Below are 13,848 nucleotides of genomic sequence, written 5' to 3' on the forward strand. Positions count from 1 at the left end.
CTGTCCGTCGACAGTCGTCGCCCAATCCCCCTTTTGTGCCGCTCCTTTCGCATGCCCTGGGAACGCCCGTGTCCTCCCCCCGCACCACTCCCTGGCCCGTCCTCGCCCTTTTCACGGCCGGGTACCTCGCCCCGTACCTGCTGCCGACGGTCGTCGGCCGGCTGGACGCGTATCTGCCCGTCACCTCCACCCAGGCGGGCGCCATCGGCAGTGCGCTGCTGCTGAGTTCGGCGACGGCCGGGTTCCTGCTGGCCTCGCTCGTCGAGCGGATCGGCGCCCGCAGGCTCGCCCGGGCCGGGCTGGCTCTCGCCTTCGCCGGATACGGAGGTGCCGCGCTCGTGCACGCTGTACCGGCCGTGGTCGCCGGGGCGGTCCTCGGCGGGTTCGGCTCGGGCACCGTCACCGCGGTCGCCGCGACCCGGATCGCCGCCCAGCGCGATCCGCACCGGACCTCCACGCTCGGGCTGCTGGGCGTCTCCGCGCTCGCGGGCGCGGTCTATCTGACGGTCCCCCACCTCGGCCCGGGACACGGGCTGCCGCTCACCGCGATCGCGCTGACCGCGCTCGCCGTGTGGCCGCTCACCGGCCGGCTGCCCGCCGCCGGAGCCACCCTCCACACCCGCCGCGAACCCGCCCCGCTCCCCCACCGGCGCTCCGGGCTGGTCCTCGTCGCGGTCATGCCCTGCTGGTCGCTCGCGCAGAACGCCCTGTGGGGCGTCAGCGGCCGGATCGGCCTGACCCAGGCCCATCTCACCGAGGCGGCCGTCGGCGTGGTCTTCGCCGTCGCGCTGGGCGCCGGACTGCTCGGCGTCCTCGGTGCGGGGGCACTCGGACCGCGGCTCGGCCGCGCGCTGCCCATCGGGGCGGGTACGGCGCTCATCGCCGGGTGCATCGTGCTGAGCGCGTCCGCCACCGACCTGGCGAGCTTCGCGGGCGGCGAGATCGCCTGGAACACCTGCTACCCGATCGTCCTGTCGTACCTGATCGGGCTGGCCGCCTCCCTCGACCCGGCCCGCGGCCGCTGGGCGGTCCTGGTCGGCTCCGCGTCCTCGCTGGGCACGGCGGCGGGCCCGCTGACCGGCAGCCTCCTGTCCGCACAGGCGGGCTTCCCGGTGATGGGCGCGGTCCTCGCGGCCGGGCTGCTGGTGATCGCCGTACCCATGACGGTGGTCGCGCGGGGCGCCGGCCGGCGGACCCTGCCGGTCGTCGAGATCCCGGTGGAGACGCCCGCCCCGCAGACGGCGACCGCCGCTTAGAACGCGCAGGCGTCGACCCGCCGCCTAGAATGCGTACGCGTCGACCTCCGCGAGGTAGCGCGCCCGTCGCTCCTCGTCGTCCTCCAGGAAGGAGGCGAGGAAGGAGTTGCGGGCCAGCTCGCGCAGGCGCTCCTCGCCGAGGTGCAGTTCCCGGCGTACGGCGTCGAAGTTGTCGCCCGCGTAGCCGCCGAAGTAGGCGGGGTCGTCGGAGTTGACCGTGCACAGCAGGCCGGCGTCCAGCATCGCGGGCAGCGGGTGCTCGGCCAGCACGTCGACGGCCCGCAGGCGGACGTTGGACAGCGGGCACAGCGTCAGCGGGACACGGTCGCGGACCAGCCGGGCGACCAGCTCCGGGTCCTCCATGCAGCGCAGGCCGTGGTCGACGCGCTCGACGCCGAGGACGTCCAGCGCCTCGGTGATGTACTCCGGCGGGCCCTCCTCGCCGGCGTGCGCCACGCGCCGCAGCCCCAGCCGGGCCGCGGCCTCGTACACCTCGCGGAACTTCACCGGCGGATGCCCGACCTCGGCCGAGTCCAGTCCGACACCGGTGATGCGGTGCAGATAGGGCTTGGCGGCCTCCAGGGTCGCCATCGCCGACTCGGCGGACTCGTCGCGCAGGAAGCACATGATCAGCTTGGTGGAGACGCCGTGGTTCTCCTCGCTTTGCGCGAGCGCCCGCCACAGGCCCTCGACGACCGTGCCCATGCCCACACCCCGCGCGAGGTGGGCCTGCGGGTCGAAGAAGATCTCCGCGTGCCGCACGCCCTGCGCGGCGGCGCGGGCCAGATAGGCGTTCGCGAGGTCCGCGAAGTCCTGCTCGGTGCGGAGCACCGCCATGAGCTCGTAGTACAGGTCCAGGAAGGACTGGAGGTCGTCGAAGCGGTACGCCGTGCGCAGCTCTTCGGTGTCCTCGTACGGCAGCTCCACGCCGTTGCGCGCGGCCAGCTCGAAAGCCAGCTCCGGCTCCAGGGTGCCTTCGATGTGCAGGTGCAGTTCTGCTTTGGGGAGGGGCATTACGGCATCGTACGACCGCTTTACCGTCGTTTCGGAACCGGCACCCGCATCAGGTCGTACGCCACCGTCAGCTCGCCCTCGTAGCCGGCGGCGCGGGCCTGGCGCTCGAACTCCTCCGGCTCGGAGTAGCGCTGGCTGAAGTGGGTGAGCACGAGGTGGCGCACGCCGCCCTCCCGGGCCACCCGGGCCGCCTGACCTGCTGTCAGATGGCCGTGATCGACGGCGAGTTGCTCGTCCTCGTCGAGGAACGTCGACTCGATGACCAGCATGTCGCAGCCCTCGGCGAGCGCGAACGCGCCCTCGCACAGCCGGGTGTCCATGACGAACGCGAACCGCTGTCCGCGCCGCACCTCGCTGACCTCCTCCAGCGCGACCCCGTGCAGGATGCCCTCGCGCTGGATGCGGCCCACGTCCGGCCCCTTGATGCCGTGCGCGGCGAGCCGCTCGGGCAGCATGCGGCGGCCGTCGGGCTCGGTCAGCCGGTAGCCGAAGGACTCGACGGGGTGGGAGAGCCTGCGGGTCTCCAGTACGTAGTCCCGCGTGGCGGCGATGACGCCGTCCTGCGCCATGGGGGACTCCGTCAGCCGGACCGTCTCGCGATACGCCGTCGCGTACCGGAGGCGGTCGAAGAAGCGCTGTCCCGAGGCCGGGTAGTGCGCGGTGACCTCGTGCGGCACCTGGTCGAGGTTGATGCGCTGGATCACCCCGGCCAGACCGAGGGAGTGGTCGCCGTGGAAGTGCGTGACGCAGAGCCGGTTCAGGTCATGGGCCGCGACCCCGGCGCGCAGCATCTGGCGCTGTGTGCCCTCGCCGGGGTCGAACAGCAGGCCCTCGCCGTCCCAGCGGAGGAGGTAGCCGTTGTGGTTGCGGTGCCGGGTCGGGACCTGGCTGGCGGTGCCGAGCACCACGAGTTCGCGTACGGACACGGCGACTTAACCGGGGGGCCACTGCATGCCACGGCCGCCGAGGATGTGGGCGTGGGCGTGCCACACCGTCTGGCCCGCGCCGCTGCCCGTGTTGAACACGAGGCGGTAGCTGTCCAGCTTCTCCTCGTCGGCCACGGCCTGGGCCTCCCGGAGGACGTCCGCGGCCACCTCCGGTGCACCTGCGGCGAGTTCGGCCGCATTGACGTAGTGCGCCTTCGGGATGACCAGGACGTGGGTGGGGGCCTGGGGGTTTATGTCCCGGAAGGCGACCGTCGTTTCTGTCTCGCGGACGACATCCGCCGGGATGTGGCCTTCGACGATCTTGCAGAACAGGCAGTCTTCCTGGGGTTCGCCTGCCATGGTCCCTCCGGGGGTAGAGCGGCTTTACGTTTCGCATCGTATCGTCGTCGGGTGCGGGTGCCTTGTGGTTGATCGCGCCCACGCGGCGGAGCCGCACATCGATACAGCCCCGCGCCCCTGGGTTACTCCACCCTTGGCGGCGTTTTGGCGGGCTGTTGCTCCAGTGCCTCCAGTGCGAGCCTGATCGCCTCGTCCAGTTGGGTGTCCCTGCCCGCTGCCCAGTCCTGGGGGCTCTGGATGACCTCCACGTCCGGGTCGACGCCGTGGTTCTCGACGCCCCACTCCTGGCCCTCCAGCCAGAAGGCGTACTTGGGCTGGGTGATGAGGGTGCCGTCGACGAGGCGGTAGCGGCTGTCGATGCCGACGACGCCGCCCCAGGTGCGGGTGCCCACGACGGGGCCGAGGCCGAGGGCCTTGACGGCGGCGTTGACGATGTCGCCGTCGGAGCCGGAGAACTCGTTGGCGACGGCGACGACGGGGCCGCGCGGAGCGTCCTGCGGATAGCTGTAGGGCTGCATGCCGCGGGGGACGGCCCAGCCGACGATGCGGCGGGCCAGCTTCTCCACGACCAGTTGGGAGGTGTGCCCGCCGCGGTTCTCGCGGACGTCGACCACGAGGCCCTCGCGGGCGACCTCCACGCGCAGGTCGCGGTGGATCTGGGCCCAGCCGGGGGCCTGCATGTCGGGGACGTGGAGGTAGCCGAGGCGGCCGCCGGAGGCCTGGTGGACGTAGGCGCGGCGGTCGGCGACCCAGGCGTGGTAGCGCAGGGGTTCCTCGTCGGCGAGGGGCACGACGACGGCGTGACGGGGTTCGCCGCCGCCCGACGGGGAGACGGTCAACTCGACCGGGTGGCCCGCCGTGCCCACGAGGAGGGGGCCGGGGCCCGTGACCGGGTCCACCGGGCGGCCCGCCACGGCGACGATCGCGTCGCCGGGGCGGATGGCGACGCCGGGCGCGGCGAGCGGCGAGCGGGCGTCGGGGTCGGAGGTCTCGGTGGGCAGGATGCGGTCGACGCGCCAGGTGCCGTCCTCGTGGCGGGAGAGGTCGGCGCCGAGCAGGCCCTGCCGGTCGCCGCTGCCGTAGCCGCCGTTCGGGACGACGTAGGCGTGGGAGGTGCCGAGTTCGCCGTGGACCTCCCAGAGGAGGTCGACGAGGTCGTCGTGGGTGGCGACGCGGTCGAGGAGGGGCCGGTAGCGGTCGAGGACGGCGTCCCAGTCGACGCCGTTCATGTCGGCCCGCCAGAAGTTGTCCCGCATGACGCGGCCGGTCTCGTCGAACATCTGGCGCCACTCGGCGGCCGGGTCGATCAGCCGGCGCACCCGGGCGAGGTCGACGGTGACGTTGCTGTCGCTGTCGGCGTCGGCGGACGCCCGCCGGTCGCTGGGCACGACCTTGAGCAGCCCGTCGGTCCACAGCAGGACGCGCTTGCCGTCGCCGCTGACCTGGAAGTGGTCGGCGTCGGTGGCGAGGTGCTCGATGCGCTGCTGGGCGAGGTCGTAGCGCTCCAGCTCGGTGTGCGGGTCGGGCGCCTCGGGCGTGGCCCGGGAGACGCCGAGGACCCCGCGCACGGGGTGGCGCAGCCACAGGACGCCGTCCTTGGCGGCGCGCAGGTTGGAGTAGCGGGCGGCCTCGACCGGGAAGGGCACGATGCGGTCGGCGAGGCCGTCGAGGTCGATCCGGGTGGTGGGGGTGCCCTCGCTGTCGGGCGTCTCGTCCTTGTCGGACACCTCGAAGGGGCGGCCGTGCCGCTGCGGCCCGAAGGGCGAGGGCGTGGTCGCCGCCAGGGTGATCAGGTGCGGGCGGGAGCCGGTGACGAAGGCGAGGTCGAAGACGTGCTCGTCGTAGACCGGGTCGAAGGAGCGGTTGGACAGGAACGCCAGGTACTTGCCGTCGAGGGTGAAGGCGGGCGCGTAGTCCTGGAACCGCAGCGGGGTCGCCTCGGTGACCGTGAGGTCGGTGGTGTTGGCGAGCTTGAGCCGGCACAGCGGGTGCGGGCCGGGGTGGGACCAGGCGAGCCAGCCGGAGTCGGGCGAGAAGGTGAGACCGGTGACGTCGCCGTGCTCGCTGCGGTCCAGCTCGCGCACCTCGCCGGTCTCCCGCTCGACGAGCAGGACGCGTCCGTCGTGCGCGGCGACGGCGGCGCGGCTGCCGTCGGGGGACATGGTGAGGCCGAGGACCCGGCCGAGCAGGCCCGCGGCGATACGGCGCGGGGTCGCGCCCGGGGCGAGGCCGGTGGCGGGCGCGAACTCCAGGGCGTCCTCGCCCTCGGCGTCCGTCACCCACACCACCCACTCCTCGCCCTCCACGCGGAAGGTGCGCGGCAGCCGGGCCCGTACGCCGGGTTCGGCGGCGAGGGCGCGGGCAGGCCCCGAGCGGTGGGTGACCCAGTGGACCGCGCCGCGCACGCCGACCGCGCTGCCGCGGGCCGCGTGGTCGGGGGAGGCGGAGCCGAACCAGCGGGCGGCGTCCACGGGGTGCGGCTGGCGGTCGGTGCGCTGCCCGCCGAGCCGGATGTCCAGGCGGCGCGGCTCGGCCCCCTCCAGGTCGTCGAGCAGCCAGAGTTCACCGGCGCTCGCGTAGACGACCCGGGTGCCGTCGCTGGTGGCGTGGCGGGCGTAGAAGCCGTCGAGGGGCGTGTGGCGGCGCAGGTCGGAGCCGTCGGCGAGGGAGGAGTAGAGCGCGCCGGTGCCCTCGTGGTCGGACAGGAACGCGATGCGCTCCCCCGCCCAGCAGGGGTGCTCGATGTTGCCGTCGAGGTCGGCGTGGAGCCGTACGAACTCGCCGGTGCCGTCGGGGTCGATCCACAACTTGCCCGCCGTACCGCCGCGGTAGCGCTTCCAGTAGGCGGCCTCGCGGCCCATCGGCGCAGACAGCAGCACGGTCGCCGGGCCGAACGCCACGTCGCCGACGGGGCCGTGGGGCAGGGTGGTGGCCGGGCCGCCGTCGAGCGGGATCGCGCGCGCCCAGGTGCGGCGCAGGGTGGCCTGGCCGTGGGTGCTCAGCGCGAGGACCTCGCCGTCGGGGGTCCAGCCGCGCACCTGGGTCTTGCCGCTGCCCCAGTACGTCAGCCGCCTGCCGGGGCCGCCCTCGACCGGGGCGATGTGCACCTCGGGGGCGCCGTCGCGGGTGGAGGTCCAGGCGACGGTGGTGCCGTCGGGCGAGATGCGCGGGTGCGACACCGGCACGTTGTCGGCGCTGACCCGCCAGGCCCGGCCCCCGTCGAGGGGGGCGAGCCAGACGTCGTCCTCGGCGGTGAAGGCGACCGACTCGCCGTGCACGTGCGGGAAGCGGAGGTACGCCGGTATGGCGGAGGAAGAGGGCTGCGTCACCCGATCAAGCCTATGCAGTCGGGCCGTTCGGGGCCGGGCGTTTGGATCACTTCCCCTGGACCGGCCTGCACTCTGGGAAGTTGTCGCACCTCACGGTCTGCGTCACCGTCACCGTGACGGCGGGGCGGGGTCCGCCCGCGGGCGGCGCGCTGGTGGCGTCGCAGTTGCCGAGGCCCTGGACGTGGAACCACTCCTTGCCGTCGATCTTCGCGGTGAGGTCACCGCGTACGCACGCGCCGCTGACGGCCCGGGTGACCCGGCCGGTGACGGTGATGTCCTTGCCGTCGTCGGTCTCGCCCTGGCAGTCGACGGCGGCGAGGTCATCGGCCGTGGCGGACGGGGACGCGCTGTCCCCGTCGTCGACGGACGCGGTGCACGTCAGCCAGCGCACGTCCGCCTTCTGCCGCTCCAGCTCCGCCGTCACCAACTGGTCGGTGGTGTACGCCACCGTCGCCGAGTTCAGCCCGCCCGCCGGGTCGCACGCGGCGGCGCCGCCCACGGTGACCACCGCGAACACCACCGCGGCCGCCGTCCGGCGGCCACGCGGCCGCTTCGCCACTTCCCAAATCCGTCGCAATACCCCCATGGAGGGCAGCGTCCCACTGTCCCGGCCGTCGCGGTAGAGCACATACGGCCACGCACGGCCTGGTCCGCTGCCGGGCCGTCACGAGGCGGACGGCCGGCCGCCGCTGCCGCCGCGGTGATCAGCCGCGCAGCAGCAGCCACTCCTGAAGCTCCACCAGGTTGCCCTCCGGGTCCTTGACGTGGGCCACCCGCAGCCGGTCGGACATCGGTGCCGGACCGTGCAGCAGCTCGGCGCCGCGCGCGGTGATGTCCTCGCAGTACGCGTCGAGGTCGTCCACCCGCAGCACCACCAGCGACCGGTGCCCGCTCGCCGCATCGCCCAGTTCGCCCAGCACCTCGGCCATCATCGCCCGGTCCTGCAGCGCGACACCCGCCGAGCCGGTGGCCGGGCTGAACTTCTCGTACGGCCCGTCGACCGCGCCCGACTGCGGCTTGAGACCGAGGACGTCGGCGTAGAAGCGGTAGCAGGCGGCGAAGTCGGTGACCAGCAGCCGGACCTGTGCGAGTTCCATGGCGTGCTCCCCCTGAGGTTCAGGACGTCGTTCAGGACCAGCGGCCGGTACGCCCCAGCAGCAGGGCCACCGCCGCGGTCCCCGCGGTCGAGGTACGCAGCACGGTACGCCCGAGGACGTACGGCTTCGCGCCCGCCTCCGCGAACAGGGCCAACTCCTCCGGGGACACGCCCCCTTCGGGGCCGACGACCAGCACGATCTCGCCCTCGGTGGGCAGTTCGACCGTGGCGAGGGGCTCCTCACCGCTTTCGTGGAGTACGGCGGCGAAGTCGGCTTTGGCGAGAAGTGCGGCAACCTGTTTGCTGCTCGCGGCGTCCGCGACCTCCGGGAAGCGCACCCGGCGGGACTGCTTGCCCGCCTCCCGTGCGGTGGCCCGCCACTTGGCGAGGGCCTTCAGACCGCGCTCGCCCTTCCACTGCGTGATGCAGCGGGACGCGGCCCACGGGACGATCGCGTCGACGCCGGTCTCCGTCATGGTCTCCACGGCGAGTTCGCCGCGGTCGCCCTTCGGCAGGGCCTGCACGACCGTGATGCGGGGCTGCGGCTCGGGCTCCTCCTCGACGGCGCCGAGGTCCACCACCAGCCGGTCCTTGCCCTCGGCGGCCCTGACCACGCCCTCCGCCCAGCGCCCGCGCCCGTCGGTGAGGACGACGTCCTCGCCGGGCCGCAGCCGCTTCACGGAGACAGCATGCCGTCCCTCGGGACCGTCGAGCACGAACTGGGGCCCGCCGCGGTCGAGTTGCTCGGCCACGAACACCGGAGCCGTCATCAGAGGGCACCTCCTTGCGCCGGCAGGTTCGACAACGTTGTGCGGGCGGCGGCCAGTTCGCCCATCAGCACCTCCACCAGCTGCCCGGCAGGCATCGCGCGCGCCATCCGGTGCCCTTGCCCCGCCCACAGCGCCATGCCCTGGGCGTCGCCCGCCTTCGCGGCCGCCTTGCGCAGCGGCGCGGTGAGATGGTGGACATCGGGATAGGCAGCGGGCGCGTACGGGCCGTGCTCGCGCAGGAAACGGTTCACCAGGCCGCGTGCCGGGCGGCCGGAGAACGCCCGCGTCAGCTCGGTGCGCACGAACAGCGGGTTGATCAGGGCCTGCTTGTGCAGGGCGTGCGCGCCGGACTCGTCGGTGGCGAGGAACGCGGTGCCGAGCTGGGCGGCGCTCGCCCCCGCGGCGAGGACGGCGGCGATCTGGCTGCCGCGCATGATGCCGCCCGCGGCGACGAGCGGCAGGGACACGGCCTCGCGGATCTGCGCGAGGAGGGAGAGCAGCCCGATGCCGGTCCCGTCGGTCTCGGACAGGTCCCGGTGCGTGCCCTGGTGGCCGCCGGCCTCGACGCCCTGCACGATCACCGCGTCGGCACCCGCCTGCTCCACCGCACGCGCCTCGTCGACGCAGGTCGCGGTGACCAGGGTGACCGTCCCGGCGCGGCGCAGGGCCTGCAGCGCCTCGGGGGTGGGCACGCCGAAGTGGAAGGAGACCGCGGGTACCGGGTTGTCCAGCAGGACGGCCAGCTTGGCGTCGTAGCCGTCGTCGCGGCCGCTGTCGGGGTCGCCCAGCTCGGTCTCGTACCAGGCGGCCTCACCGGCGAGCTGGTGGGCGTAGACGCCGACGGCCGCGGGGTCCGCGTACTCGGGGTGCGGCATGAAGAGGTTCACCCCGAAGGGGCGGGAGGTCAGGCTCCGCAGCTGCTTGATCTCCTGGTACATGCCGTCGGCCGTCTTGTACCCGGCGGCCAGGAACCCCAGCCCGCCGGCCTCGCACACGGCAGCGGCGAGCTTCGGCACGGAGACGCCGCCCGCCATGGGGGCCTGCACGATCGGACAGGGGAGGAGACCGGTCAGCGCGGAGGACATGACCGCATGTTGTCACGTCCTCCGAACAAGTCCGAATCGGCCCTTCCGCTCGGCATAGGCCTGCGGCACGGGTGGCTTCGCACCTCGGTGAAAGCCACCCGTGGCGGGACCTCAGCGACCGTTGAACGCATCCTTCAGCCGCGAGAACAGACCCTGCTGCCCAGGCTGGAACTGCCCGGTGGGCCTCTCCTCGCCGCGGAGCTTGGCCAGCTCGCGCAGCAGGCGTTCCTGCTCCGGGTCGAGCTTGCCCGGGGTCTGGACCTCGACGTGGACGATCAGGTCGCCTCGGCCGCCGCCCCGCAGGTGGGTGACACCGCGCCCGTGCAGCGGGATCGACTGGCCGGACTGCGTGCCGGGCCGGATGTCGACCTCCTCCATGCCGTCGAGCGTCTCCAGCGGCACCTTGGTGCCGAGAGCCGCCGCCGTCATCGGGAGCGTGACCGTGCAGTGCAGGTCGTCGCCGCGCCGCTGGAACTGCGCGTGCGGCAGCTCGTGGATCTCGACGTAGAGGTCACCGGCGGGACCGCCGCCGGGGCCGACCTCGCCCTCGCCCGCGAGCTGAATACGCGTGCCGTTGTCCACACCGGCCGGGATCTTGACCGTGAGGGTGCGCCGGGACCGGACCCGGCCGTCACCCGCACACTCCGGGCACGGCGTCGGCACGACGGTGCCGAAGCCCTGGCACTGCGGACACGGCCGCGAGGTCATGACCTGGCCCAGGAAGGACCGGGTGACCTGCGAGACCTCACCGCGGCCGCGGCACATGTCACACGTCTGCGCGGACGTGCCGGGCGCCGCGCCCTCGCCATTGCAGGTGTTGCAGACGATGGCCGTGTCGACCTGGATGTCCTTGGTCGTGCCGAAGGCCGCCTCGTCCAGCTCGACCTCGATCCGGATCATCGCGTCCTGGCCGCGCCGCGTACGCGACCTCGGCCCGCGCTGGGACGCCGTACCGAAGAAGGCGTCCATGATGTCGGAGAAGTTGCCGAAGCCGCCCGCCCCGAAGCCGCCCGCGCCGGCGCCGCCGGACTGCGAGAGCGGGTCGCCGCCGAGGTCGTAGACCTGCTTCTTCTGCGGGTCCGACAGCACCTCGTAAGCGGCGTTGATCTCCTTGAACCGCTCTTGCGTCTTCGGATCGGGGTTGACGTCCGGGTGCAGCTCGCGAGCGAGCCGACGGAAGGCCTTCTTGATCTCTTCCTGCGACGCGTCGCGGCGCACGCCGAGAACGGCGTAGTAGTCCGTGGCCACTTACGACTCCGCCAGGATCTGTCCGACGTACCGTGCCACTGCGCGTACCGCTCCCATCGTTCCCGGGTAATCCATGCGGGTCGGTCCGACCACGCCGAGCTTGGCGACTGCCTCGCCGCCCGAACCGTAGCCGACCGACACCACCGACGTGGAGTTGAGTCCCTCGTAGGCGTTCTCGTGACCGATGCGCACGGTCATGCCCGAATCACCCGCCTCGCCCAGGAGTTTGAGGAGCACGACCTGCTCCTCCAGGGCCTCCAGGACGGGGCGGATGGTGAGGGGGAAGTCATGTCCGAAGCGGGTGAGATTGGCGGTGCCGCCGATCATCAACCGCTCCTCGGTCTGTTCGACCAGTGTCTCCAGGAGGGTGGAGAGCACCGTGTGGACCGTGCCGCGGTCCTCCGGCTCGAAGGCTTCCGGCAGGTCCTGCACCAGCTGCGGCACGTCCGTGAAGCGACGGCCCGCGACCCTGCTGTTCAGCCGCGCCCGCAGATCCGCGAGCGAGGCCTCGCCGAACGGCGCCGGGCAGTCGACCATCCGCTGCTCGACCCGGCCGGTGTCGGTGATCAGCACCAGCATCACCCGGGCGGGGGCCATCGACAGCAGCTCCACGTGCCGGACCGTGGACCGGGTCAGCGACGGGTACTGCACGACGGCCACCTGCCGGGTGAGCTGCGCGAGCAGCCGCACCGTGCGGGCCACGACGTCGTCGAGGTCGACGGCGCCGTCGAGGAAGTTCTGGATGGCGCGCCGCTCCGGCGCGGTGAGCGGCTTGACCTCGGCGAGCTTGTCGACGAAGAGCCGGTAGCCCTTGTCGGTCGGGATGCGCCCGGCGCTGGTGTGCGGCTGCGCGATGTAGCCCTCGTCCTCCAGGGCCGCCATGTCGTTCCGCACGGTCGCCGGGGACACGCCCAGGCTGTGCCGCTCGGTGAGCGCCTTGGAACCGACCGGCTCCTCGGTGCCGACATAGTCCTGGACGATGGCGCGCAGCACCTGGAGCCTTCGTTCACTGAGCATCGCGCGCACCTCCAGAAGTCGTCGCCTCGGCCGCCCGGCCGCTCCACCTGGCACTCGGAGCATACGAGTGCCAGCCTTACCGGCCCAGTGTACGGCCGTCGGGTGGCACCCGGGCAAGGCAGGTGGCGTACCGCCCTGCCGTGCGCGGGCGGCACCGCTAGCGTCGCCGTATGACGGTGACTTGGGAAGAGCTGGGGTGGGAGCGGCTGGCGGCCGGGGTCGGCCGGTGCCGCCTGCCGGGCTGGGACTGCACGGCCGGGCTGGTCGTCGGGGAGGGCGCCGCGCTGCTGATCGACGCGGGTTCGAGCCTGCGGGAGGGCTCGGAGCTGCGGGCCCGCGCCGAGTGGCTGTCCGGCGGCCGTGTGACCCATCTCGCGCTGACCCACCCCCATTTCGATCATGTCTTCGGGGCGGCGGCGCTGTCGGACGCGGAGGTGTACGGCGCGGTCGGCGTGGCCGCGGCGCTGACGTCCCGGCACGCCCGCGAGGAGCTGCGCGCGGACGCGATCGGCAACGGCCTGGACGAGGTGGCGGCCACGGAGGCGGCGGAGGCGTTGATCGCGCCCGGCCATCATGTCTCCGGCGAGTGGACGCTGGACCTCGGCGGCGGCCGCCAGGTCCTGCTGGCCAACGTCGGCCCCGGCCACACCGCCCACGACCTCGCCGTCCTGGTCCCCGGCTCCCCCGAGGTGGTCTTCTGCGGCGACCTGGTCGAGGAGTCCGGCGAGCCCCAGGCGGGCTCCGACGCGGTGCCGTCCCGCTGGCCCGACGCCCTGGACCGCCTCCTCGCCCTCGGCGGCGAGGACGCGCTGTACGTACCCGGTCACGGAGCGGTGGTCGACGCCGGCTTCGTACGACGTCAGCGCGACGAGCTGGCGTCCCGTTTCGGCGTGTCGCCCTGAAGGCGCCGGGGCTTGTTCCTATCGTCATCCGAATGCGCCAGTACTCCGCCGACCTGACCCCTCCCTGGAAGAAGCCGCAGCCCGTCCCCGAGGTCCCGGCCGAGCCCGGTCTGGTCGTCGAGGAGCCCGGCACCGGCTTCTGCGGCGCGGTGATCCGCTGCGAGGCGGGCACGGTCACCCTGGAGGACCGCTTCGGCAAGCACCGCGTCTTCCCCCTGGAACCGCGGGGCTTCCTGCTGGAGGGCCGCGTGGTGACGCTGGTGCGGCCTGCGGCCGGTTCTCCCGTACGTCCCACCCGTACGGCATCCGGCTCGGTCGCGGTCCCCGGCGCCCGGGCCCGGGTGGCCCGCGCCGGCCGCATCTACGTCGAGGGCCGGCACGACGCCGAGCTGGTCGAGAAGGTCTGGGGCGACGACCTGCGCATCGAGGGCGTGGTGGTGGAGTACCTGGAGGGCGTGGACGACCTGCCGAGGATCGTCGAGGACTTCGCCCCCGGCCCGGACGCACGGCTGGGCGTCCTGGTGGACCACCTGGTGCCGGGCTCGAAGGAGTGGCGGATCGCGGAAGCCGTGACCAGCGAGCACGCCCTGGTGGTGGGCCACCCGTACATCGACATCTGGGAGGCGGTGAAGCCGTCGTCCCTGGGCATCGAGGCGTGGCCCCGCGTCCCCCACGGCCAGGACTGGAAGACGGCCGTGTGCCGCGCCCTGGGGTGGCCCTCGGACAACACGGGCGCGGTGTGGCAGGCGATCCTGAAGCGGGTCGGGTCGTACAGGGACCTGGAGCCGGAGCTGCTGGGAAAGGTCGAGGAACTGATCGATTTCGTCACGGCGCCGGCGGCCTAG

Annotated in this window: 13 protein-coding genes; 3 read left to right on the top strand and 10 right to left on the bottom strand. The window is 73.1% G+C overall.

Annotated features, from left to right (window positions below):
- Positions 1–68: 68 nt before the first annotated feature.
- On the top strand, positions 69–1,256 hold the full coding sequence (locus tag ACIQ6Y_RS10575) for an MFS transporter (RefSeq protein WP_404035358.1): 1,188 nt from the start codon (positions 69–71) through the stop codon (positions 1,254–1,256).
- A gap of 24 nt (positions 1,257–1,280) precedes the next feature.
- Here the strand turns inward: ACIQ6Y_RS10575 and ACIQ6Y_RS10580 are convergent, their stop codons facing one another.
- The 10 genes from ACIQ6Y_RS10580 to hrcA all read right to left on the bottom strand — a co-directional run bounded on the left by ACIQ6Y_RS10580 (position 1,281) and on the right by hrcA (position 12,101).
- Complete coding sequence (locus ACIQ6Y_RS10580; RefSeq protein WP_404035361.1) at positions 1,281–2,270, bottom strand: adenosine deaminase; 990 nt, start codon at positions 2,268–2,270, stop codon at positions 1,281–1,283.
- Between the two features lie 20 nt (positions 2,271–2,290).
- A complete protein-coding gene (locus ACIQ6Y_RS10585) occupies positions 2,291–3,196 on the bottom strand; it encodes a ribonuclease Z (protein WP_404035364.1) in 906 nt (301 codons plus the stop codon).
- Between the two features lie 6 nt (positions 3,197–3,202).
- Positions 3,203–3,556 carry a histidine triad nucleotide-binding protein gene (locus ACIQ6Y_RS10590; protein ID WP_404035367.1) on the bottom strand — a complete coding sequence of 118 codons (354 nt, stop codon included), beginning with the start codon at positions 3,554–3,556 and terminating at the stop codon, positions 3,203–3,205.
- Positions 3,557–3,678: 122 nt separating this feature from the next.
- The gene (locus ACIQ6Y_RS10595; RefSeq protein ID WP_404035369.1) at positions 3,679–6,885 is read right to left on the bottom strand and encodes a S41 family peptidase; all 3,207 of its coding nucleotides are present in this window, start codon (positions 6,883–6,885) and stop codon (positions 3,679–3,681) included.
- A 46-nt stretch (positions 6,886–6,931) separates the two neighbouring features.
- The gene (locus ACIQ6Y_RS10600; RefSeq protein ID WP_404035371.1) at positions 6,932–7,471 is read right to left on the bottom strand and encodes a hypothetical protein; all 540 of its coding nucleotides are present in this window, start codon (positions 7,469–7,471) and stop codon (positions 6,932–6,934) included.
- A gap of 118 nt (positions 7,472–7,589) precedes the next feature.
- Positions 7,590–7,982 (bottom strand): VOC family protein, encoded by a 393-nt coding sequence (locus ACIQ6Y_RS10605; protein ID WP_404035373.1) that lies wholly within the window; start codon positions 7,980–7,982, stop codon positions 7,590–7,592.
- 31 nt (positions 7,983–8,013) lie between these two features.
- Positions 8,014–8,751, bottom strand: coding sequence for a 16S rRNA (uracil(1498)-N(3))-methyltransferase (locus ACIQ6Y_RS10610; RefSeq protein ID WP_404035376.1), 738 nt, complete (start codon positions 8,749–8,751; stop codon positions 8,014–8,016).
- Positions 8,751–9,836, bottom strand: a complete 1,086-nt coding sequence (locus ACIQ6Y_RS10615; protein ID WP_404035379.1) for a nitronate monooxygenase — start codon at positions 9,834–9,836, stop codon at positions 8,751–8,753. Before ACIQ6Y_RS10615 ends, ACIQ6Y_RS10610 begins: the two co-directional genes overlap by 1 nt.
- Positions 9,837–9,947: 111 nt before the next feature.
- A complete protein-coding gene (gene dnaJ, locus ACIQ6Y_RS10620) occupies positions 9,948–11,084 on the bottom strand; it encodes a molecular chaperone DnaJ (protein ID WP_404035382.1) in 1,137 nt (378 codons plus the stop codon).
- Positions 11,085–12,101, bottom strand: a complete 1,017-nt coding sequence (gene hrcA, locus ACIQ6Y_RS10625) for a heat-inducible transcriptional repressor HrcA (RefSeq protein ID WP_404035385.1) — start codon at positions 12,099–12,101, stop codon at positions 11,085–11,087. It lies immediately after the preceding gene.
- Positions 12,102–12,271: 170 nt separating this feature from the next.
- On the opposite strand from hrcA, the gene ACIQ6Y_RS10630 reads away from it, so the two are divergent.
- Together ACIQ6Y_RS10630 and ACIQ6Y_RS10635 are read left to right on the top strand one after the other, a co-directional pair.
- Positions 12,272–13,003, top strand: coding sequence for an MBL fold metallo-hydrolase (locus tag ACIQ6Y_RS10630; RefSeq protein ID WP_404035388.1), 732 nt, complete (start codon positions 12,272–12,274; stop codon positions 13,001–13,003).
- Positions 13,004–13,035: 32 nt separating this feature from the next.
- A complete protein-coding gene (locus ACIQ6Y_RS10635; RefSeq protein WP_404035391.1) occupies positions 13,036–13,848 on the top strand; it encodes a DUF3097 domain-containing protein in 813 nt (270 codons plus the stop codon).

Origin of the sequence: Streptomyces sp. NPDC096205, assembly GCF_044763135.1 — a bacterium.
Lineage (GTDB): Bacteria > Actinomycetota > Actinomycetes > Streptomycetales > Streptomycetaceae > Streptomyces.

Coding starts and splice junctions, on each gene's coding strand:
- ACIQ6Y_RS10580 (WP_404035361.1), bottom strand. CDS start 2,270: ATGCCCCTCCCCAAAGCAGAACTGCACCTGCACATCGAAGGCACCCTG.
- ACIQ6Y_RS10590 (WP_404035367.1), bottom strand. CDS start 3,556: ATGGCAGGCGAACCCCAGGAAGACTGCCTGTTCTGCAAGATCGTCGAA.
- ACIQ6Y_RS10600 (WP_404035371.1), bottom strand. CDS start 7,471: ATGGGGGTATTGCGACGGATTTGGGAAGTGGCGAAGCGGCCGCGTGGC.
- ACIQ6Y_RS10605 (WP_404035373.1), bottom strand. CDS start 7,982: ATGGAACTCGCACAGGTCCGGCTGCTGGTCACCGACTTCGCCGCCTGC.
- ACIQ6Y_RS10610 (WP_404035376.1), bottom strand. CDS start 8,751: ATGACGGCTCCGGTGTTCGTGGCCGAGCAACTCGACCGCGGCGGGCCC.
- ACIQ6Y_RS10615 (WP_404035379.1), bottom strand. CDS start 9,836: ATGTCCTCCGCGCTGACCGGTCTCCTCCCCTGTCCGATCGTGCAGGCC.
- hrcA (WP_404035385.1), bottom strand. CDS start 12,101: ATGCTCAGTGAACGAAGGCTCCAGGTGCTGCGCGCCATCGTCCAGGAC.
- ACIQ6Y_RS10630 (WP_404035388.1), top strand. CDS start 12,272: ATGACGGTGACTTGGGAAGAGCTGGGGTGGGAGCGGCTGGCGGCCGGG.
- ACIQ6Y_RS10635 (WP_404035391.1), top strand. CDS start 13,036: ATGCGCCAGTACTCCGCCGACCTGACCCCTCCCTGGAAGAAGCCGCAG.